Source organism: Pseudoalteromonas sp. Angola-30, from assembly GCF_028599215.1.
In the GTDB taxonomy this organism is placed as follows: Bacteria; Pseudomonadota; Gammaproteobacteria; order Enterobacterales; family Alteromonadaceae; genus Pseudoalteromonas; species Pseudoalteromonas atlantica.
Genome location: NZ_JAQREI010000007.1, coordinates 178,805 through 202,217, shown reverse-complemented (window position 1 = coordinate 202,217; position 23,413 = coordinate 178,805). Strand labels below are relative to the sequence as shown.

The window sequence follows — 23,413 nt, the reverse complement described above, 5'->3', positions numbered from 1 at the left end:
TTTAGTTAATATAACGCGAATAATTTAGCCAAGGTTTACATTGCTGGCTACTTTTACAGCGCTTAATGTAACTCGCCTGTACGCCAGCTAAAAAAATGTGTAAATTAAGCCAGTTAATAACGAGTACTTTTTATTATAAAAATATAAAAACTACGCTCTGCTTTAAGCGTAGTTAACTCATTACTAGGATGTATCACCGCATTATGATCCCAGCTAAAAAGCTGCTTAATACCCTTAGCGAACATTGGGGTGTTTTAGAGCTATTATTTAAACGTTTTAAAATGGCCGACTTTAGCCTCAAAGACGTGCAAAACGCCATTAAGCAAAAACAGCCCACATGGACAAACGAGCGCATATACAAAGAAACAAATCGTTTGCTCAATCAAGATATACTTATTCCATTGGCTAAATCATCCCAGCTTGAAATAAACCGCGCCATTGCCGATTTTGCGACCTTTTTATTACAAGAAGAACACATAGGTTTAGCACAAGAAATTAGCGTTTTGGTTGATGATTTAGCACGCCTAGGAAACCGATTAGATAATGCCGGCGAAATAGAAGACTTTGACGATTTACGCCGCTATAGCCGCATTATGGATGATCGGGTACGTAAAATAATGAAGCTTTACGCGCACAACGAAAACGCTATTTTAAACATTGTTGAGCAAGCTAAATCTGATCACGCGGTGCAATCTTTGCAAAAGCGCTACAAAGCGGTAATAGAAGCCTTTGACGAATACATAGAGCCGATGCTTGAAATGGTCGATATTCGCGGTGACTTTCATGCCTGTTTTACACTTATTGAGCAGCAAATAAGTAAGCAAATAGAGCACATTGAACGCTCAGGCAAAGCCTACAACGACAAACGTATGCTTGAGCAATTGCGTACTCGGATACTCGAAATGCATTTAGTTGGCCGAGAAAGCTTACGCAAAAGTGCCGATATGCTTATGCCACTGCGCGAAGAGCTACGCCGTAATAACCTAATTACCCGCCAGGCAGCAAAAGTGCTTGGCCTTGTGCGTAAAAATGGCGTAGACAACATGCTAAGCGCGGTACAACCAAATTTTGTAAGCGATGCGCAGCGTTATTCGCTTGGCCAGCAGCGTCATATAGTTGCCTATATGGCAAGCTTGGTAGAATTTGAACACGAAGAATACCAGCTCCCAGAGCAACAAGACGTGCCGGCATTTGTTACGCCAAACATTCCTGATTACCACGATGTTAAAAAAAGCTTTGCAAAACGCTTTAATAAAAAGCGTAAAAAGCCCCAGCCATTGCTGCAATTTTTAGATGAAAGCTACCCAGAATTAGACGCCGACGAAATGCTATTTTTATATCAAAAACTAGTCAGCGACAGTGAAATTGACATTAGTCAAAGCGATGAAAAAACACGCGTAAAAATTGCCGGCCAGCATTTTTCGTTATACCCATTTAATTCTGCGCCTCAGCCAGATACACAGGCAGACGAGTAACACATGACACATATAAACTTAGACGAGCTTACGCACCTACAAGCCATTAATAAAAAATTAGGTGCGGGTTACCATATTTGCGAACAAGACAACGTAATGTGGCAAGAGCTTGACCAGCACATAGAATCTTATAGCGCCTTATTTAGCGCCCTTGGCCACGATTTAAAACACGACAGCCGCGGCTTTTACTACTTTGCCAGCGACGAAAGCACGCCAAACATGGGTAAAATATCCCGTGCTATTGCACTGACTATTTACATTTTAATTGAGCACTTTGCCAATACGGGTAAAGACCCAATGCGTGCCCTATTTGATGAAGTAAACGATTTAGAACTGATGCAAACCTTAGTGCAAATTAATAAACACTTGTTTGATCAGCTTGAGATATTTTCGGGCTCAGATTTACGAAAAGACGTATACCTGCGCATGGTACGTTTAGGCCTTGCCCGCGAAGTAGAAGGCGGCTTTATCCTACAAGCGCCTATTCACCGCTATATTGATGCACTTATGGAAGTAAACGAAGAAACCTACATTACAGAGGACGAGCAATGAAAAACTTATACGGACTAAGTAAACTCGCCCTACTTAATACCGCAGGTTATGCAAAGTGTGTTATTCCGCTTGATAAAAGCAGCTCTATTTGTGCACCAAACAATACCGGTAAAAGCTCGGTTATAAACGCCCTGCAATTTCCGCTAATAAATGATTTGCGCCTAACCGAATGGGACGGGCACGATTTAGATGAAACCCGTAAATTTTATTTTTCATCGGATCAGTCGTACATTTTGCTCGAAGCCAACCTCCCCCATGGCTCGGTGGTTATTGGTGTAGCAGGCCTTGGTAAAATAGCCGGTTACGCGCACCAGTACTTTTGTTATCAAGGCAAACTTGATTTAGCGCAGTACACGCAAGGTAATACCATTATTAAGTTTACCAAGCTGTTTAATCATTTAAAAACGCAAGGTTACAACCCTATAGAGCTTAAAGCACAAGAGCTAAACGCCCTGCTTACCGGCGGCGCAACCCCTTTTGACGGCGACATTAATTTAAAAATGATCCCGCTAAATAACGTGCAAGACTCCGCCATTTATAAAGAAATTTTTAGGCGTATTCTTAACTTACACAAATTGGGTGCAAGCGATGTTAAACGCTTTATGCTACGTGTGTTTGAACGCCATATGTCTAACTCTAAAGTGGACTTTTACGAGGTATGGCGTCGCTCGTTTGATAAAGTAAATCGCGCTAAACGCGAATTAAAAGCGCTTGAATCAATGCAAGAGCCAATAACAGCGCTTGAATCAATGCTTGAAAACCAAACCGTGCTTAAAGGTAAGTTAGCGGCCTACGCGCCTAAAATTGATCAAGCATTAATAGACTTTGATACCTACCAAGAAGAGCAACTAAGCGAACTAGCCATTGCCCTTGAAGACATAGAGCACGAAAAACACGAGTTTGAGCAAAAGCAAAGCTTATACGTACAGCAATCGCGCGATATAGAACGCAGGCAAACCCAAATTGAGCAATGGTTTTTAGATTACAGCGCTCTTAAAAGCGAATTTGAACTGGTAAATAAAGCCACCCTTAAAACCAACCTTGGCCAACTTAAGCAAGACTACGAGTCACTTTCGCACTCTATTACCAGCGCACAAGGGCAAAGCCTGCACACGCTTGATTACCGCATTAGCGAAACGCAAAAACAAATTAAAAGCTTAAAACTGCAGCTTAAAAACCTTGAGTTTAATTTGTTTACCCGAATGCGCGAAGACCTATCGCTTAAAGAAGTAGAAGAAATATCGCGCATTTTAAACCCCGATATACTCTCGTTTGCCACCACCAGCAATGGCGATATAACCATTGATGATGAAGACGCCTTTGGGGAATTTTTATCGCTATTAAGCGAAAACGTTAAAGGCGGTGTACTAACCCTGCCAGGGGCAAGCATTAAGCTTAAAAAACTTTCCCCAGTGCAAATGCAAAGCGGCGAAAACAAAGCCCAGCTTAGCGCTCAGCTAGACGCGCTGGAACGCTCGTTAAAAGAGTTTAAACAACAGCGCGAAGTAGCCGCTAACGTGGCCGATAAACAAAAAGAAAAAGATGCACTTTACGATGAGCTAATGAGCGCAGAGAGCGCCCTAAAACGCTTAGAGCAATTTGAGGTAATGCAGCAATCGGTAGAAGCGCAATCCATGCTAAAAGAGCAGTTATTAGCAGAGCGCGAACAAGTTGACGACTACCTACAAGACATTCAAAAAAATAGTGGCTCAATTGCAGACAGGCGCTCGTTAATTAAATCTAAGCAAGAGCAAATTAATCGCCAAACCGAGCGCCTACGCCAAGTTAAAAGCGAGCGAATTGACCACACGCTTGATTTATACAGCGGTAAAGTAACCCCGTATATGATTGATATAACAGTCGACTTTGATAACTTAAGCGACTTAGTACATCACTTTAATAAAGACTGCCAAGAGCTGCGCAACTTTGACATAAACGTACGTAATACCTATTTGCATGTATATAACGCGGGTATTACTAAGTTCGATAACGAAAACGACGAATTTACTAAATACCAAAAGTTGATTAGCGCATTCCATAACCTTGATAACGAACGCGATGCCGTTGAGCGCCAAGGCCGAGTAGCCCTAACCGAAGTAGCCGCCACAATTAAAGGCTTGCGTGAAGACTTAGACCGACTTCGCCGCGAAATGAACAGCTTTAATAAAGGCATAAGCCAGCACCGTATTTCTAACCTTCAAGCGTTTAAAATTAACGTAATACCGCGCAAAATGCTGGTTGATAGTATTGATACCATTATCAGCACGTCGCATCAGTTTGAACAAGGCGACACCCTTGATTTATTAAGCCAAGAACCTTACAGCGAAAGCGCGGTAAACGAAGCAAAAGATCACCTAATAAAACTTGCCTCCGACAAAGCAGGCCTTACATTAACTGACTTATTTGATATTCGTTTTGAAGTGGTTAACCGCGCAGGTGAAACCGAGCACTTTGAAAAAATCGATTCAGCTGGCTCAAACGGGACCCGTATTACTATTAAGTTATTATGTGGCATGTTGTTTATTCGTTACTTATTAAGCGATCAGGAACAAAACCTTTACCGTATACCTATTTATATTGATGAAGCGGCCGACATTGATCCGCAAAACCAAAAAGCAATCATAGAAACGGCACTAAGCTTTGGCTTTGTGCCAATTTTTGCCTCGGTTAAGCCGCAGGTAAGCTGTGATTACATTGTACCTATTCGTTTAGTAAAAGATGGCGCCCAAAACTGGGTAGACGAAAAAGACTGGATTGAAGTTGAACACAATTAATTGGCCGTTAAGGCAAACCAACTAAACTAAAATATGGGATGTTAAACTAATACACATTTAAACGATGTGTGTTATTTTAAATTAACGCATTTTATTGGAGCAAAGGTAATGAAAAATATACTTATTGTTGCAGCGCTGACATTACTTACAGCCTGTACGCAAACCCCAGACTGGGATTACGACAAATCAGCCAACTTTAGTAATTTTAAAACATTTGCTTGGGTAGAAAACGCGAGCCTAACCAAAGACACCACAAACTACCAAATTAACGGCTTAATGGAAAAACGTGTACGTACTGCCGTTAATAAAGAACTTAGCCAAACATTAGGTATGAGCTTAGTAGACCCAGCCCAAGCTGACGTACTAGTTAACTACCATGCATCGGTAGATAAAGAGCTAGAAGTAGACAGCTTTAACGTAGGCTACGGCGCACGTTGGGGATACTGGGGTACGGGTTTTCAACGCGACATTAGCGCCCGCGAATACGAAGTGGGTACGTTAGTGATTGATATTATTGACCGCGAATCAAACCAACTTGTATGGCGCGGCGCAAAAGAAGGCCGTTTAAAGAAAAAACAATCGCCTGAGCAACGCGAAGCATCAATTAAAGAAACAGTCGCTAATATTTTAAGCAACTTTCCGCCGCAAAAGCAGCAGTAAGTTTAAAGTTAGTTTTTAAAAAGCTCACAAAATGTGAGCTTTTTTGTTAATAAAGGACTCATACCTTGGCATTTTTAAAATATTTTACAGTCACTCTGTTCGTCTTTTTTGCTTCGCTCCCCGCACATGCGGAAAATTTAAAATTAACACCGGGTTTATGGCAAGGCATTTACAAAAATAATTTTGAATACAATGTACTGGAAATAAAAGAAAACGGAGAACACCGTTTAATCATTGCAAGCATTGCCAATGCATTTTATAGAAATAAATCAATTGCTTTTAATAATAACGATATTAAATGCAGTCGCCTTAATTGCACTATTACACTCATTAGTCCTAACAAAGAACATCTGCAATTTACATTAATTTTAAGCCGTTTTTTAGATAATTCATTTGAGGTGTTAGAAATTTACTCTAATGCAGAAGATGATTTTGTCATGTCAAAAACATACCGATTGGAAAAACAAGTAGGGCAATCTACCGTCCATACGTTTATAGATAAATACCGCTCTAAAATAGATGAGTTAGCAACTATAGAAAAGTCTGGCTTATATGGCTTTTGGGTAGGATTATTAAATTTAGACGGCAATCAAAAACTCGTAAGTATTGAATTTCACCCAAATAAAGAGTCATATTTCACCTATTTTGCAAGTGGAACCAATGACATAATCAGCACCACTTTTATGCCACAAGATATTCAAGAAATAGACAACGTACTGGAAATCACGACCAGCAATCCACTCTTCGCAAATAAGCTAATTATTCATAAAGACAACCGAGAACTCAAAGGCTATATGTATTCAAACCACAAAGGTACAACTCTTCAAACTGGCTCGTTTAAATTGTATCGCTTTGAAAGGCCTGAGTAACCTGTAATCTAAGTATAACTCTATGACAATTTATACTTATACAATAACTCAAAAGGTATATGGCAATAGTCATTTGGGTGGTTGGTTAAACGGTCTTGATGCTCAGGATCGCTTGGTACGTAATTAGTTAGCGGCTCTACCTGTACAGCAATTTTATCGGCATCGCTGCGCTTTTTGATATAGTTGTTTGCTGCGTCTAAATGGGTTTGGTGTTTACTGTAAATGGCAGTGCGGTATTTAGGGCCTACGTCATCCCCTTGTTTATTAATGCTGTATGGGTCAATAATTTCAAAAAAGTAGTCAAACAGCTTATTTAGGCTAACGGCGTTTAGGTCAAAAATTACCTTTACGCATTCTGCGTAACCATCGTATTCGCCATCTGTAGTTTTACTTAAACCATTAGCGCGCCCTGCCTGTGTGCTAACAACACCTGGCAAATGCTTCATAAACTCTTGTACGCCCCATAGGCACCCACCAGCAAAGTAAATAGTATTGTGTTCTTTAATATCCATTATAAATGTTACCTAATGAGAAAAGTGTGAATGGTTATCAAATGCAGATATTAACAAATTAATGTACAATCGCGCACAAAATTACTGCTGTTACATTTGGCTATTTTATCATGCTCAAATATGAGCTTTGAAATTAATTGTAACCGCAGCTACAAATAAAAAAACGACGAGAAACACATGAACCGCACACCACACATTATATTGCCTGCACTATTATGCAGCGTTACTCCATTTGCTTATGCTAATACGTTATCTGATGAGTCTTCAATCGAGCAAATAACAGTGGAGGCTTCGCCTACTGCGAATAAACTGCCTGTAGGTACATTTGACTCGCCTATTTCTAATTTAGAATACGATCCGCGTGTAGATCTTCAATCGCGCAATATGGCTGAGGCGCAAGCTGATGTAACTATTCGTGGCGGTATTTTTGAAAACACCGGCTTTAGAATAGGCAGTGCTACCCTGCTTGACCCGCAATCTGGTCATTATTTTGCTGAAATTCCCATTGCACCGCAAATGCTAAGCGGCCCAGCAGTTCTAACCGGTGCCGATAACGCACTGTACGGTATGAACAGCTCTGTAGGTACGGTTTCGTTTGGTTGGAAACCGATTATTACTGGCGGTAGTGTATCGCTTGGTACTGGTACGAACGACTTTAATCTTCAAAGCATTCATGCTGCTAAAAACACACAACTTGATAGCTTAGCTGGCTATACCTTAGGTTTTGAAGGTGAATATTCTCACTCGCAAAGTGATGGCACTATTGATAATGGTGACCATGACTTTTCGCGCGCCTCAGCTCGCGTGCAATTGGCAAGTGAGAATAGCCAAACCGATTTATTTTATGGCTCGCAAGATAAGTTTTTTGGCTGGCCCAATTTATACACTCCCTTTGGCGTTAACGAAACTGAAGATTTAGAAACCCGCCTTTGGATGCTTAATCACAAACAAAACTACGCTAAAAACAGTAATTTTGAAGTATCGGCGTATTACCGCACCCATGACGATCACTATATTTACTCGCGCGAAAACCCAAGTGCATTTGAAGCGTTTCATAAAAGTGAAGTTAAATCGCTTGCTCTTTCGGGCCGCCATGCACAAAGCAATGCGTTTGCAATTAATTACTCAGCACAATTTATTGATGACTCGATTGAATCAACCACACTTGAAAACAATTTTACCTCACGAAAATATTATAAGCTGAGCGTATTGCCTCAATACACTATGGCGCTAAAAGCTAACCAACAGCTTATATTTCGTTTAGGGGCTGCGTATGACGATACAAACCGTGATGATGCTGAGGTATCTGCCATTGGTGATATAACCTTAAATACCCAAAATAATGACGGCACAGCGCAAAGTGTTTATTTATCGTACGCGCAGGCGAGCCAAGTTGCAGGCTATACAGCTATTGGCGGCAGCGATTCTGGCGGGTTATTTAGAAGTAACTACAACCTTGAGCGCGAAACTACTTCAAACTTAGAGCTAGGTTTATTACTTGAAGAGCAAAGTTGGCAGTTAAACTCGTCTATTTTTTATCGAAAAGATAATAACTTAACCGATTGGACCTTTAATTTTGACTCTACCTCGGCGCGCTTTGCAAACCCCGTTGATATTGATACTGCAGGGGTTGAATTTTTAGCGACTAAGCACTTTGATACAGCAAAACTTATTGCTAGCTACACCTATTTACATAAATCAGAGAACTACGGCGCAGCCGATATTGATGCCAGTTTTTACGCGTTAAACTTCCCCGATCACCGTTTAACACTTGGCGCTGTGTATAACCCAACTGATATTTTAGAATTTAGAATAGATAACGAATGGCGTACACAACACAAAAATGCACTTAGAAACGGCAATGACAACGCGTTATTTACCCAACTCACGCTTAAAATAACCCCGCCTCAGTTAAGCAATTTATTTATTACTTTAGCGGCTGACAACTTATGGGATGAGTCGTTTGAAGAAATACCTGGTACACCAGGGCGTGGTGAACAATATACATTAAGCGCAACGTATAGTTGGTAAAATTAAAGCGGCGTTTACAAACTCAATTTATACTTTGATTTGTAGACGCTGTGTTTATTGATACAAAAGCATAGTTTTTATGCAAAAAATATTGCACAAAGAGAAGCGAATGAGGAGTAAATGGGAAAACACAAACCAACTACTGCTTAAAGTTAATCTCTTCCTCTAAAAGCGCAGCGCCTCTTGCCCTCTTTGTGAGTTACTCACTTTATGGCCTTAAGCCAGTAAAAGCAGCGCGTTTTTATATAAAGCAAAGCTAAAAAGTTGCACAAAGAGAAGCGAATGAGTCGTAAATGAGAAAACACAAACCAACTATTGCTTAAAGTTAATCTCTTCCTCTAAAAGCGCAGCGCCTCTTCCCCTCTTTGTGAGTTATTCACTTTATGGCCTTAAGCCAGCAAAAGCAGCGCGTTTTTATATAAAGCAAAGCTAAAAAGTTGCACAAAGAGAAGCGAATAAGCAGTAAATGAGAAAACAAAAGCCAACTACTGCTTAAAGTTAATCTCTTCCTCTAAAAGCACCGCGCCTCTTCCCCTCTTTGTGAGTTATTCACTTTATGGCCTTAAGCCAGCAAAAGCAGCACGTTTTTATATAAAGCAAAGCTAAAAAGTTGCACAAAGAGAAGCGAATGAGGAGTAAATGAGAAAACACAAACCAACTATTGCTTAAAGTTAACCTCTTCCTCTAAAAGCGCAGCGCCTCTTGCCCTCTTTGTGAATAAATCACTTTTACAGGCTTCGCTTGTCACGTAAGCAAGCTTTACGTCTACAAAACAACCATATATCTACACATTTGCGGTAGACGCAGAGCTTGCTCGCGTGAACAGCGCAGCTTTTAATTACTTAAAAAAATTACGCAGTAATAGATAAATGTAAATATATGTGTATTAACACCGTAAGCTAGGTTAACTGCTCAAGTTCGGTAATAAGCGCTAGAGCCTCTGCATTAGTTGACCCACATACATCGCGCGTGGCGCTAAAATCGCTACATACTTTAGGGCGGCTTTCATCGCCAAATAGTTTACATAAATTGTTCTCATCAAGCTGAATACAACGCTCTCCGGCTTTTTTACCGTTTGGCATACCGGGGATTGGCGAGCTAATACTTGGGGCAATGCAACATGCGCCGCAGCCTAAGCGACATGCCATAGGCTCTGTTTTCATAAATACCTCTGTTAGTTAAAGCCAGGCCTTTGTATTTAAATTTACACCCTGCCTAGCCCATTATTTATCTGTAATACACATATGTAATGCTTTGTTACATCTTAAAACGCCTTGTAAACACTTTATTGCGTATTATTGCCTTGTCACCAAATATATGAAGGAATGCCTTGTGGCTACTAAAAAACAAATTTTATTACCAGTCGCGGTTTTAGCAGCCGGGATTGCACTCGCTTTTGGCCTTTCAGCCATGAAAACGCCACCAGAAGAAAAACCAGAGCAAGACACTCGCCCACTTGTCGCTGCGCAAAACGTAAACATTGATGCAATAACGCTCGATGTTAAATCGTACGGCGTAGTAAAACCTAAAGACCGTACAGAACTGGTTGCACAAGTAAGCGGGCAAGTTATTTCAGTAGCCGAACAATTTGTTGAAGGCGCGTTTGTTAAGCAAGGCGATATTTTAGCACGAATTGATCCAAATGATTACGAGGCCGATTTAATTGAGGCCGAAGCAGGCCTTGCCCAAGCAAGTTCAGCGCTTGAAATAGAACGCGCGCAAGCTCACGTAGCTAAAGCCGAATGGGAACGTATTAAATCAGACTCAAGCGATGCAATTGCATCGGAGCTTTATTTACGTAAACCACAACTTGCAGAAAAAATGGCAAACTTTCGCTCTGCCCAAGCCCGTGTAAAACGCACTAAACGTAATTTAGAACGCACGTACATCAAAGCCCCTTACGACGCTATAATAAACCAACGCACCATTAGCTTAGGCTCAGTGGTTAGTGCGGGTAGCAAGTTTGGCGAGCTAAGCGCTACCTCAGTTGCAGAGGTACGTTTACCGGTTGCAGATAAAGAGCTGCAATACTTAGATAACGGCGGTATTGGCGCATTGGTTACGCTTAACGCTGAATTTGCCGGCAAGCAAACAACCTGGCAAGCCAAGGTTGTACGAAGTGAAGGTGTGGTAGATCAAACCAGCCGTATGAGCTATTTAGTTGCTCAGTTACCAACTCCGTACGCTGATAACACCAAACCACTGCGTTTTGGCTCTTATATAAATGCCACCATAAAAGGCCGCGCGCTTGATAACGCGATTATAGTGCCACACCATTTAGTTAAAAATAACAAAATTGCTATTTTAAACGACGATCACACCCTGAGTTTTAAAACGCTTAATATTGTACGTGAACAAAACGGTATGGTGATTGCAAACCAAGGCTTAAACAGTGGCGAGCAACTTATTACCTCTGCCCTTGAATACCCAACAGAAGGCATGGCGGTTAAGCTGGAAGGCACTGAGCCTAAAAGCGATGTGACTCAATTAGCACTTAAAGAGGATACACCATGAGTACCTCAGAAAAAGGCTTAATTGCATGGTTTGCACGTAACCCAGTGGCGGCAAACCTCATCATGATTTTTATACTTATTGGCGGGCTTTTAACAGCGCTGACAATTCGTAAACAAGCATTCCCGCAGTTTGAAAGTAACTGGGTGAGTATTCAAGCGGTATACCCAGGCGCAGCCCCGCAAGAGGTTGAAGAAGGCATAACCATAAAAATTGAAGAAAACCTTGAGGGTACCGAGGGTATAAAACGTTTAATCACTTACTCTAACCGAGGTTATGCGCAAGCGTGGGTAGAAATAGAAGAAAAATACGACCTACAAGAAGCCCTAGACGAAATAAAAGCGCAAGTTGATTCTATCAATACCTTTCCGGCAGGAATGGAGCGCCCCGTTATTCAACGAGAAAAATTTCAGCAAGAGGTGATGATCCTCGCGCTTTATGGCGACATGAGTTACTACCAGCTTAAAGAGCTAGGTAACGACATAAAAGATGAACTACTCGCCTTACCTGGCGTTAATTTAGTCGATTTTTACAGTGGCCTAGATTACGAAATAGGCATAGAGATAAGCCCTGATAAACTACGTGAATATGGCCTAACTTTTAGAGATGTTTCAAGTGCGGTGCAAAATTTTTCTACCAATATGTCGGCAGGGCAAATTCGCTCTGACACTGGCTATATTTCAATGCGTGTTGAAAAACAAGCCTACCGTGGTGGTGAATTTGCAAAGCTTCCGCTTATAACGCTTGCCGATGGCGCACAGATTAACTTAGGCGATGTAGCAACGATTAATGATGGCTTTGAAGAAGGCTTACTTTACTCTAAATATAACGGTAAAAACTCACTCACGTTTGAAGTAGATGCCTCAAAAGATCAAGACATTACCGATGTAGCTAAAATTCTTAAAGGCTACATGGCAGAAAAACAATCGAAACTTCCACAAGGCGTAAAGCTCTCGCCTATTGTTGATTTAACTTACTACCTTGAAGGTCGACTCGATATGATGATCGACAACATGGTATGGGGCGGTATTTTAGTAATGATAGTGCTGGCACTGTTTTTACCGCTGCGTTTAGCTTTTTGGGTAATGATGGGCTTACCGGTGTCTTTTTTAGGTGCCTTTTTGTTTATGCCAATTGGCTTTTTAGACATCACCATAAACATGGTGTCGTTATTTGCCTTTATTATTGTACTTGGCATTGTGGTCGACGATGCCATAGTCGTGGGTGAGTCTGCCAGTGCCGAAATAGAAAAACACGGCCACAGCCTTGATAATGTTATTCGCGGAGTTAAGCGCGTTGCAATGCCTGCCACTTTTGGTGTTTTAACCACTATCGCGGCGTTTTTACCGCAAGCTATGGCATCGGGCCCAGGCGCTGCGTTTTCTAAAGCCATTGGTGTGGTTATTATATTGTGTTTGATTTTCTCGCTGATTGAATCAAAGCTAATATTACCTGCGCATATTGCAGCCATGAACCCACGTAAACCTAACCCTAAAAACCCATTACATAAACTGCGTAATGTGGTTGATAGTGGCTTAAAACACTTTGTACAAAACTATTACACGCCTTTTATAGGTCATTGTATACATTATCGTTATACCGTAATTATTGGCTTTTTATGTATATTAATAGTCAGTGCAGGTATGTTTGCAGGCGGCTTAGTTAAGTTTGTGCCTAACCCTAAAATACCGCATGATTTTCCGCGTATTACGCTTGAAATGAACCTGGCCTCTTCGGAGCAAGCCACCCTTGAAACTGCCCGTAAAATAGAAGATGTATTACTCAAAGTAGATAAAGAGCTTGAAGAGCAATACGGCCAAAGCATGATCCGCGATTTATCGGTAAGCCTACGTGGGCGTACTCAAGCAAACATTATGGCTATTTTAGTAGAGCCACACTTGCGCCCTATCGACACCTTTGCATTAAGCACCCTGTGGCGCGAACAAATGCCCCCGCTTCCAGGTGTTAAAACGCTTAATATTCAAGATAATATTTTTAGCGGCGGACGTGATGACGGCGACGTAAGCTTTAGGCTACAAGGCAAAGATGCCGATGAGCTAAAAGAAGTAGCTGGTAAATTAAAAGCTAAACTACAAAGCATGGAAGGTGTAGGCGATGTAAACGACTCACTGCAAAGTGCCACCGACGAAGTACAGCTTGATTTAAAACCACTGGCCTACAGCATGGGACTTACACTTGCCGACGTTGCATCGCAAGTAAGCTTTAGTTACTACGGGTTAGAAGCACAGCGTATTTTACGCGAAGGCGAAGAAATTAAAGTAATGATTCGCTACCCAGAAAGCGAGCGTAACTCAATTAGCAACATTCAAAATGCGCGTATTATTACCCCAACCGGCGCAGAAGTACCGTTAAGCGAAGTAGCCGAAGTTAGGCTAGTAGATGGTGTAAACCGTATTCGCCGCGAAAACTCAAACCGTACTGTTAATGTATGGGCAGCAGTAAATACTGACCAAGTTGAGCCGTTTGCTATTGCACAAGAAATTCGCGATACCTATTTACCTTCATTGCTTAAAAGCTACCCAGGCGTTAAAAGTAATGTGGCTGGACGCGTACAAGAAGAAATGGACAGCGCCGATGAGCAGTTACGCGACTTTGCTATATCTCTGATGATTATATTTGCCTTATTGGCCATTCCGCTTCGCTCTTACTCGCAGCCGCTTATTATTATGTCGGTTATTCCATTTGGTGTAGTAGGTGCAATGTTTGGTCACGTAATATTAGGTATGACTATGAGCGGGCTGTCTATGTTTGGCATCATTGCTGTAGCGGGCATAGTCGTAAACGACTCCCTCGTAATGGTTGATTTTGTAAATAAAGCACGCGCAGAAGGCATGGCCGTAAAACAAGCCGTTATGCAAGCCGGTGCAAAGCGCTTTAGAGCTATATTGCTTACCTCAATCACTACATTTATTGGGGTAATGCCAATTATTATGGAAACCAGCTTACAGGCTAAAATAGTTATTCCTATGGCGGTATCGCTGGCCTTTGGTGTGCTATTTGCCACGGTAATTACTTTAATACTTATACCTTGCCAATACGTAGCACTAGAAGACGCTAAGCGCCTTACCCGTAAGCTACTTGGTAAATCGCAACCTATAAGTATTCAACCGACACCCACTGCCAAATAATTAAAGTTTCTCTCCCAACCATTAAAGCTCGGCCTAATACGCCGAGCTTTTTATTGCCTAAATATTGCGCTGCATTATTAATACTTTTTATAAAGTGTTTCAAATAAATTATGGGTAATTATTTTAATTATATCAGCGTATTATGCGCCCTCAATTTAAAGCATCGCTAACGCATTATAATTTTATTGCTTAGATTAAGCTTACACCGCAATGGTTTTGAGCCGCTTGTCAGTTAAGTGCACTCCACTTAGTTCTAATAACGTGTGCGTGTTGACCTTTGGCGTTTGAATTTGCAGCAGTATGTTTGGTTTTTAGGCAAGGCAGAGCCTATGAAGTGTGGTTACTCCCCATAAATGGGCGATAACGTAGCATAAATGCCAAACATACGCTGCCCTTTGGGTTCTGCCTAGGGGCGATAAACTCTTTGTTGCCTACATGGATGTAGGTAAGGGGCGTGAGCAGGACGCGGAAGCTTTGCTCGGTTTTTACTTATTCTTACAGGGATGTAAGTCATTAGAATAACGCAGGAGCAGTTATCGAGCCCACTAGGTTACAAACCTCGCGCCGCGATTTAATCGCCCCTAGATTGAACAAATTTCAATCCGCTAAGGTCAACACGCCCTAACTAAAAAAGGGGTTAGCAATACGCTAACCCCTTTTTAATATACACTTTTAAATGCAGAAATTATTCACCGTCTACAATGATGCGAAGCATACGACGAAGTGGCTCTGCAGCGCCCCATAACAGCTGATCGCCCACGGTAAATGCGCTAATGTATTTTGGACCCATGGCTAATTTACGAATACGACCAACAGGAATACTTAACGTACCTGTTACTTTAACTGGGGTTAAGTCAGTTGCACTAATTTCGCGCTCATTAGGGATAACTTTAACCCACTCGTTGTGCGAAGCTAAAATTTCTTCAATTTTTTCTACGCTAATGTCTTCACGTAATTTAATGGTCATCGCTTGGCTATGACAACGCATTGCACCAATACGTACACATAAACCATCAATTGGCACAGGCTGTTTAGAAGAGCCTAAAATTTTGTTCGCTTCAACCTGAGCTTTCCACTCTTCTTTAGACTGGCCACTTGGCATTGGTACGTCAATCCAAGGAATTAAGCTACCGGCTAGCGGCACGCCAAATTGGTCTTGTGGTAAATCGCTTGAAGCCATTTTTTCGCTCACTATTTTATCAATTTCTAAAATAGCTGAACTTGGGTTATCTAGTTGCTCGGCAACGCTTGAATGAATAGCGCCCATTTGTGCTATAAGCTCTTTCATATTACGAGCGCCGGCACCAGAGGCCGCTTGGTAAGTCATTGGGCTTACCCACTCAATTAGGTCTTGCTCAAACAAACCACCTAAAGCAAGTAGCATTAACGAAACGGTACAGTTACCACCTACAAAAGTTTTTACGCCTTGCTCTAAACCTTGTTCAATGACATCTTTATTTACAGGGTCAAGTACAATAATGCTGTCATCAACCATACGAAGTGCAGAAGCTGCATCAATCCAGTAACCATCCCAACCCGATTCACGTAATTTAGGGTAAACCGCTTTGGTATAATCACCACCTTGACAGGTAACAATAATATCCATTTTAGCAAGTTCATTTACATCACTTGCATCTAATAACGGTTTTGCGTCGCCAGCAATATCAGGGCCGAGTTGCCCAGCTTGTGAGGTGGTGAAAAAGGTGGTGTCGATATGTGCAAAATCACTTTGCTGTTGCATACGTTCTAATAACACAGAGCCAACCATGCCACGCCAACCGACCAATCCTACTTTTTTCATTGTTTTTTCCACTGTTTGATTCATAAAAGATGCCTTAATACATTAAAAATTAAAATTCATTGCGTGAGAATTAATTTTTATTAAAACCAATCATATTAAGTTATTAATCATTTATAGCGGCAAATTAATAGCGAGATAACAAGCCATAAATTTTTATATGTAGCTGTTCTGCATCAAAAATTTATAACGCCGTTCGCGCTTTATTGAGCACACTAGAATGACTAGTTATTTAAGTTGATTAGTGTAAAGCTAACCTAACACCCCAAGCGCCCTAAAACTAGTGAATAAAGCGAAACTTAAATATTTTTCATAGTCATAAAAAAGCCCTGTATTAAATACAGGGCTAATCGGTAGTTAGGTTTTATTATATCCCCCTTCCTTGGGAAGAAAATTAAAACTCGTAGCTGTAACTTAAATCAAACGTTACACCTTGCTCTTTTGAGCGCACTATAATGTCTGATTGTGTTACCTCTTGATCTTCATCGAGTAAGTTTTTAACTTTAAACTTAATCTTAGAATTAAAATCAGGGTAATAAGTATAAACTAAATCAAGTGAGTGAAATGGTTGCTCATACGCGTCATCTCTATTAGCAACACCCGCTGCTAAAATTCGCTCACCAAATACGTTATAAACTAATGAACTGCTGTGCATGCCATCTAACGAATCGTAGTTTAATTGTAAATTAACTACGTATTCAGAGTGGCCAGTCATACGTTTTTTAGGATTAGTTAATGTACCCGCCAGTGCTGGGTCAATAGACGCTTCAGAATCACTTAATGTGATATTACCGCTAGTAAATAGGCCTTCACTTACAAATGTTAAGTCTTGTAGCCATTCAGCTTCAATACCATAAACTTCTGCTGTTTCACCATTTATAAACGATGCTGAGTAATCTTCATCACCAATGTTTAAAACTGTTTCAATTGGCGCTGTAATATCTTTATAAAACGCCGCTACGCTAAATGAATTACCAGCTTGTCCATAATATTCATAACGTAAGTCGTAGTTTTTAATTGGGCTACTTTTAATCCCCGTACGACCAAAGGTTCTAATGTCGGTCAAAGGGTCGTAATACGTAACAGGCACTACTTCACGAAAATCAGGGCGTACTACTGTTTCACCATAACCTAAGCGCACTTGGTAATCATCGCCACCTACATAGGTAACAGACAGTGCCGGGTACCAATCATCGGTAATAACAGAGCCTGCTTGAATTTTATCTGGATCGTAAAAGGTATTTAAATCGTCTTCATCAAAAATAAGGCTCGATGTACCGATAGAAGATTGTTTAAATTCTTCATAACGAATACCACCGCTTATTCTTATCCATTGATCATAAAACACATCGAAAGACGCATAACCTGCATCCACCTTTTGCGCAGCAATGTAATCATCGGCATCAGGGGCTGTTGGCTCATTAAAGTCAACTAACACAGCGTTATTATCAATAAAGTCGTCAGTTAAAAAACCACTATTATTAAGCGCATCAGTGCTACCGTCGTTTATTGAAATACCTGAGCCGCCACTGTTGTTTATAGCAAAGCTTGAGGTATTAAATATTCGGGCTCTGTCAGAAAAATCGTAACCAACTTTAAACTCAACTTCCATAGACTCAAAGCTAAGCGGCAGCGTTAAGTTACCACCGTACGATTTAACACGCTCTTCCATATTGGTGTATGACATAATTACACGGTTATCATCCCCTGTAATAGTTGAGCCGGCATAGCTGCCATCACTATTATAGGTGTCACGAAACTCAAAATCGGCACTGGTAGGTATATCTGTCGTTGCTTTAGCTTCGGTGTACTGCCAATCGGCACCAATACCAAAATAATCTAAAAAGGTATGTTGGCCCATAACTTGAGTAATGTTTAATTGGCGTTCTTCGTAATTAAACTCATGATTACGGTTTGCAATCCCATCACCCGCAATACTAAACGTAGAACTACCCGCAGGGCTTTGCGAAATAGCAATTTCAGACTCATCTTCATTATCAATAATGTAAAGCTGTTGAGCAGAAATACTGTGCGTACCTAAACGGTATGACAAGCTTAATGAACCGTTATAACTTTCGGTTTCAGTGGTCACTTGCGAATTTTTGACTGTGTTGTAACACGAGTTACTCACATCTTCACTGGTCGCTAACGACGTTGTACAATCAACATTGCCTTCTTCGTTTTCTAAATCTTGGGTGATAACTGAGCTAAAACGTTCTTCAAAATCCCATTCGTTTTTGTAAGCACCTGCCAGTAAAAACCCAACCTTGCCGCCAAAATAGCTCTCTTCAAAACTATCACCATAGTGGGCTTTAATATTATAACGCGGGTCTAACGACTCTTCTTTTAACTCATAATCGCGAGGAAGCGACTTTAAAAGTGCGTTATTAACAGCAGTTGCTTGCTCTGCACGCGTTAAATCGCCATCTTCAAAGCCTTCACTACTAACAATATTGCCAATACTAAAATCACCACGGTATGTTGAAATAGCTTGTGATAACTCACTTGGAATGCCATTTTCGTTACGATTGTAGGTAAAGCCATCACTTGATGCCGTATCGTAACCTGCCCCCACTTCAATGCCTGCTGTAAATTCACTCGGTGCGGTTTTAGTTCTAATATCTATATTACCGCCACCAAACGCTGCTGGCATGTCTGGAGAGTAAGCTTTTTGAACAGCCATACTTTCAATTATACTTGCAGGGAAAATATCCAGCGGAATAACGTTACGGGTTAAATCTGGGCTTGGGATGTAAGCGCCATTTAAACGCGCACTAGAGTAACGCTCACCAAGGCCCCTAACGTAAATAAACTTACCATCAACAAGCGTTAAGCCTGTTACTCGACGAAGCGCAGATGCTGCATCGCTGTCGCCCGTGCGTGATAATTGTTCAGAGCCTAAAATATCGGCAACAAAGGCTTGGTTTTTACGTTCTTCTACAACTGCCGCAGCGCTCCCTTGTAAACGCGTACCTACAGCAACAACTTCTTCTATTTCTTGTTCGTTTGTTAACTGTTCATCGGCTTGTGCAGCAATTAAGCTAGTCGAATGAGCGACTAAACCTAAACCAATTGCCCAGGTAATTTGATTGAGTCTATGCTTTTTAGACATGAGATAATCCTAATCAGGTTATACAAAAGAGGCGCCTGACGCTTAAATAACAAGCCACAAGGCGCCTTTAATCAGAGGTTATAATGGTGTGCTATTTAGTCAGCATTTGCTGCTGTAACAGCCGCTTCAACCCATTTATACCAGCTAGAGTCTGTATCCTGATCCGATACCGCACCAATGTAGTTTACGCTTTCAAAAAATGAATCGCTTGTGCTTAAATCTGTTGCAGTAACCGTTACTTCTGCAGCTGCTGTGTTCGTTGCAAAACCGTTATCTGCAAGTACTGCAACATCATCAGTTAAGATTTGGTTAGCACCGTCATTTTCAAACCACGCTGTTTTTGTTTGACCTTCTAATGGGCCGCTTGCAAACGTATCTGTATCAGTAAAGTTTGCAGAACACGCCATTACAGAGCTTGTGAATGAGATTTTATCTGCTTGTGCTTCACCGTCGCCTGAGAACTCAATACATTCCGTGTTAGTTGCGTTTTGCTTAACGATAACAGTGTTGTAAATGCTTGAATTAAATTGGTCATCAAACTTGTAAGCTTGTGAAGGGTCGTCATCACGTACCGAGTTACCATCTGTAGTTACAACCGTTACATTGGCAACCGTTGGGTTAGATGGAGACACTTGCTCGGTAGAAGAACCTTTAACACCATCAGACTCAAAGCCATTGTTACCCATGTTAACAACAGTGCCGTCATTTAGTGTCACAGTACCGTGTTGAATAAATAAGTACTGAGCTTTACCTTGCCAACCTGCGTCAAAGTCAAACGAATCATCTTGAGTATCTGTTACCGCTACGTGTTTAAGCGTTGTAGCACCACCAAAAATTTCAATACCGTCATCAAAACCTTGGTGAATGTGTAGGTAATCAAACTCAGAACCAGAGCCAACTGCATTTAGTGTTAGTGAATTCAAATCATCGCCTTCACCACCAACGCGAGGGCCTGAACCTGCGTACCAAATTTTAGCCCATTTAATATTACCGCTAGAGTCTGCATTATCGTTACCACCAAAGTAGCTTGTAATACCTTCAGAGGCTACGTTACACGTACCACCGTCACGCTCTGCATCAGTACATTGGTCAGTAATGCCGTTACCATTAATGATGATACCGCCCCAATCTGCGTAGCGAGCGCCTTCGCCTGCTGTATCAAAACGGTCAAACGCGTTTGCAGAAGTAAATACAACCGGCTTTTCTTCAGTACCTACCGCTTGAATTTTTGCACCACGTGCAATACGTACAATTGCTTCACCTGAGCCAAATGCTAAAACGGCACCTGGTTCAACGGTCATTGTTGGACCATTTGCTGGTACTTCAAAGCCATCTACAGTGCTGCCATCTTCGCCAATTTGTAATGCATCTTCAAAAACGTGAACACCGCCATCAGGTAGCTCAGCGAAAGTAATGTTACTTGTGATAGAAATTGTTTTGCTTGCAAACGAGTCGTTGTATAAACAATCAATGCCACTTACTACGCCTGTTACCGTACCTGCATCTGATTCGTAGCTTGCACAAACAGCTTCTTCTTCAGTTGTTGAACCAGTTGTATTGTTTGAATTATTAACACTGTTATCTGTTGACGAGCTGTTATCGTTTACAGTAGGTGTAATTTCGATATCGCCGCCACAGCCAGCTAGTGTCATTGCAGTTGCTACTAGGCTGACCTTAAATAAATCAGATAATTTCATTGTTCACTCCGTTAAAGTATTTAATTATTTTGTTAGTGCATTAAGTAAAAACTTAAGTCACTTTAAGGCACGATACTCATGCATTAAGGTGACCTGAGTTATCGGATGCAAATAAGATACTGTAGAGATATGACAAACCAGTTACAGTTTAGTAACCATAAGATGACAATGGTAATTAATTTAAATTCAACAACTTAATTATTTTAACAACGAAAAAAACCGCCCTAAGGCGGTTTTGGTGTTGCGATTATGAAATAGGTAAACGCTTCTTTATTTGTAAAATAGCGTTAGGGTATAAAGTTAAAGTAACGCGGCTTTAAGTGTTTGCGCATGCACTTTTTCACGCTTAACATAGTTAATCCACTGCTTTGCTAAACGTTGTGATTTATCATGCTTTTGGGCTTGTTCAAACGCTAAAATAGACGCATCAAAATTTTGCATATTGTACTGTGCCATACCTAGCGCAACGTAAGCGTTTGATTCAAAATCAAGGCCGCCTTTATCAAGCGCCTTACGCGCAGCATCAGCCGCTTCTTCGTATTGCTCAGTGTTAACAAACACTTCTGCTAGGCGTTGATCGTACTTACCATGCTCTGATAGGTCAGCCGCTTTTGCAAAGTAGCTAATCGATTTTTCATCTTCTTTAGCTTGGATCATGGCCTCTGCAATAAAGGCATAGTTTTTCGCTGATTTTTCTACAATGCCTTTTTCTATCGCATCACTCATTGTTTTAGCTGCTTTGTATGCCAGGCCGTTATAAAGGTAAGTTTGCGATAACTGTCGTAAATCAGACTTGGTTTTTAAAAAGCCTTGTTGATACGCCGCTTCGATTACTGCTAGTTGCTCTTTTTCTTTGCCGGTTTCTCCGTACATACCAGCTAGCTGAACCCAATACTCTGGTTTATTGTAAAGTTTAACCATGCGCTCAAGCACTGCCACTACTTTATCTGTTTGATTAAGTGAGTAATACATAGCGCGCTGTAGTACCAGCCAGTTTTCTTTAGGGGTTTTACCTTCGCTGTCGCTAAGAGCAATAACTTGATTAATGTACTCAAGCCCCTTTGGGTATTCTTTTAACTGGTAGTAAGTTTGCGCTCTCAGTAAGTAATACCCTTCTGTAATAGGTTTGGTATTTATTTCATCCCACTTATCTAAAAACGCGATAACTTTTTTATACTCGCCGTTTGCCATTGCAAGCTGCGCTAAGCTAAACGTGGTACTTAAACGTAATGACTCAGGAATAGCCTCTTCGGCTACCACTTTTTCAAACGAGGCAATGGCTTTTGGCAAATCATTTTCGTTGTAATAAATAAAGCCATAAAAGTTATGCATCATCGCAATTTCATACGAGTTCATACTTGAAGCTCGCTCTTGAATGCTATCAAGTGCTTCAAGCCCGCCTTTTACATCGCCATCATCAGCGAGCTTTTGCGCACGAGCAAGCTGGCTATAAACCTTTTCGCGCAGTGCGGGTACACGCTTTGTTTTTTGCTCTTGCTCTGCATGGGCAGTTGCTACGTTTAGCCCCGGCACAAGGCTTAGCGTACTTGGCACAACAATACTTGCACTGATCGCGGCAGTGCAAAATAATGCCAGTTTTAAATTTTTAGCTGTAGGTAGTAATTTCATAATCGCCTCGCTATTTCATCCAATTAAGATAAGTTAACCATTAATTTGGAAAGATATTTTGTTTTGAACACCCGCTACTTCAACGGCTTCACCATTTACTACGCGCGGTTTATATTTAAATTTAAGTGCGGCATCCATCGCTGCTCTATCAAACAGTGACTCAGGAACCGCTTTTACTACTTGCGGGTCACGTACAGTACCTTGCTTAGTTACTGTAAATTCAACAATTACATAGCCTTCAATACCACGCGACAAAGCACGACGCGGATACACTGGAGCTACTTTTACAATGGGTAGGTATTCACCATCACTTGTTTCAAGCGCTAAGCCACCCGCTAGGTCAACGTCGCTGCCTACATCCGCACCAAAATCAAAATTATTGCTGGCCGCGTTTGCATCATTATTTTGCATTTGCGGCGACTCCATAGGAGGTGGTGGCTCTTTTGGTGTAGGTGGCTTTTGCGGTTTACGCTCTTTCTTTTGTACCGTTTCTTCTTTTTTCAAACGTACAAAGTCTAAAACGTTTCCTTTTACTGGCTCCGACATGGCACCTTCACCACCGGTGATCAGAGCCTGCATGCCTAAAAACAGCATAAAGGTCACTACACCTGCTACTATTAATGCTACTAAATATCGCAACATGG

Annotated in this window: 15 protein-coding genes; 8 read left to right on the top strand and 7 right to left on the bottom strand. The window is 41.2% G+C overall.

Going from position 1 to position 23,413, the window contains the following annotated elements; all coding sequences use genetic code 11:
* The first annotated feature begins 203 nt into the window (after nucleotides 1-203).
* From PSH54_RS11510 to PSH54_RS11490, 5 genes are all read left to right on the top strand, one after another.
* Entirely contained in the window at nucleotides 204-1,475 is a 1,272-nt protein-coding gene (locus PSH54_RS11510) for a hypothetical protein (RefSeq protein WP_273606190.1), read from the top strand.
* Between the two features lie 3 nt (nucleotides 1,476-1,478).
* A complete protein-coding gene (locus PSH54_RS11505) occupies nucleotides 1,479-2,027 on the top strand; it encodes a condensin complex protein MksE (RefSeq protein ID WP_273606189.1) in 549 nt (182 codons plus the stop codon).
* Nucleotides 2,024-4,801 carry an ATPase gene (locus PSH54_RS11500; RefSeq protein ID WP_273606188.1) on the top strand — a complete coding sequence of 926 codons (2,778 nt, stop codon included), beginning with the start codon at nucleotides 2,024-2,026 and terminating at the stop codon, nucleotides 4,799-4,801. The genes PSH54_RS11505 and PSH54_RS11500 overlap by 4 nt, the downstream gene beginning before the upstream one ends.
* Nucleotides 4,802-4,909: 108 nt before the next feature.
* Nucleotides 4,910-5,461, top strand: coding sequence for a DUF4136 domain-containing protein (locus PSH54_RS11495; protein WP_004587699.1), 552 nt, complete (start codon nucleotides 4,910-4,912; stop codon nucleotides 5,459-5,461).
* 65 nt (nucleotides 5,462-5,526) lie between these two features.
* Complete coding sequence (locus PSH54_RS11490; protein ID WP_273606187.1) at nucleotides 5,527-6,330, top strand: methionine sulfoxide reductase; 804 nt, start codon at nucleotides 5,527-5,529, stop codon at nucleotides 6,328-6,330.
* A gap of 20 nt (nucleotides 6,331-6,350) precedes the next feature.
* Here PSH54_RS11490 and PSH54_RS11485 read toward each other — a convergent pair whose 3' ends face one another.
* Entirely contained in the window at nucleotides 6,351-6,842 is a 492-nt protein-coding gene (locus PSH54_RS11485) for a peptide-methionine (S)-S-oxide reductase (protein ID WP_273606186.1), read from the bottom strand.
* Nucleotides 6,843-7,019: 177 nt separating this feature from the next.
* Between PSH54_RS11485 and PSH54_RS11480 the strand changes: the two genes are divergently transcribed.
* Nucleotides 7,020-8,873, top strand: coding sequence for a TonB-dependent receptor plug domain-containing protein (locus tag PSH54_RS11480; protein ID WP_273606185.1), 1,854 nt, complete (start codon nucleotides 7,020-7,022; stop codon nucleotides 8,871-8,873).
* Between the two features lie 899 nt (nucleotides 8,874-9,772).
* On the opposite strand, the gene PSH54_RS11475 is transcribed toward PSH54_RS11480, so the two are convergent.
* A complete protein-coding gene (locus PSH54_RS11475; RefSeq protein WP_029774574.1) occupies nucleotides 9,773-10,036 on the bottom strand; it encodes a YkgJ family cysteine cluster protein in 264 nt (87 codons plus the stop codon).
* A gap of 169 nt (nucleotides 10,037-10,205) precedes the next feature.
* On the opposite strand from PSH54_RS11475, the gene PSH54_RS11470 reads away from it, so the two are divergent.
* The gene (locus PSH54_RS11470; RefSeq protein ID WP_154945952.1) at nucleotides 10,206-11,387 is read left to right on the top strand and encodes an efflux RND transporter periplasmic adaptor subunit; all 1,182 of its coding nucleotides are present in this window, start codon (nucleotides 10,206-10,208) and stop codon (nucleotides 11,385-11,387) included.
* Nucleotides 11,384-14,533 carry an efflux RND transporter permease subunit gene (locus PSH54_RS11465; RefSeq protein ID WP_055255739.1) on the top strand — a complete coding sequence of 1,050 codons (3,150 nt, stop codon included), beginning with the start codon at nucleotides 11,384-11,386 and terminating at the stop codon, nucleotides 14,531-14,533. The genes PSH54_RS11470 and PSH54_RS11465 overlap by 4 nt, the downstream gene beginning before the upstream one ends.
* Nucleotides 14,534-15,218: 685 nt before the next feature.
* Here the strand turns inward: PSH54_RS11465 and asd are convergent.
* The 5 genes from asd to PSH54_RS11440 form a co-directional block, all read right to left on the bottom strand.
* Nucleotides 15,219-16,358, bottom strand: a complete 1,140-nt coding sequence (gene asd / locus PSH54_RS11460) for an aspartate-semialdehyde dehydrogenase (RefSeq protein WP_039972138.1) — start codon at nucleotides 16,356-16,358, stop codon at nucleotides 15,219-15,221.
* Between the two features lie 367 nt (nucleotides 16,359-16,725).
* Nucleotides 16,726-19,443, bottom strand: a complete 2,718-nt coding sequence (locus tag PSH54_RS11455; RefSeq protein WP_004586338.1) for a TonB-dependent receptor plug domain-containing protein — start codon at nucleotides 19,441-19,443, stop codon at nucleotides 16,726-16,728.
* A 95-nt stretch (nucleotides 19,444-19,538) separates the two neighbouring features.
* Nucleotides 19,539-21,140, bottom strand: a complete 1,602-nt coding sequence (locus tag PSH54_RS11450; protein ID WP_273606184.1) for a hypothetical protein — start codon at nucleotides 21,138-21,140, stop codon at nucleotides 19,539-19,541.
* Between the two features lie 300 nt (nucleotides 21,141-21,440).
* Nucleotides 21,441-22,769, bottom strand: a complete 1,329-nt coding sequence (locus PSH54_RS11445) for a tetratricopeptide repeat protein (RefSeq protein ID WP_273606183.1) — start codon at nucleotides 22,767-22,769, stop codon at nucleotides 21,441-21,443.
* Nucleotides 22,770-22,802: 33 nt separating this feature from the next.
* The gene (locus PSH54_RS11440; RefSeq protein WP_029772986.1) at nucleotides 22,803-23,408 is read right to left on the bottom strand and encodes an energy transducer TonB; all 606 of its coding nucleotides are present in this window, start codon (nucleotides 23,406-23,408) and stop codon (nucleotides 22,803-22,805) included.
* Nucleotides 23,409-23,413 lie beyond the last annotated feature (5 nt).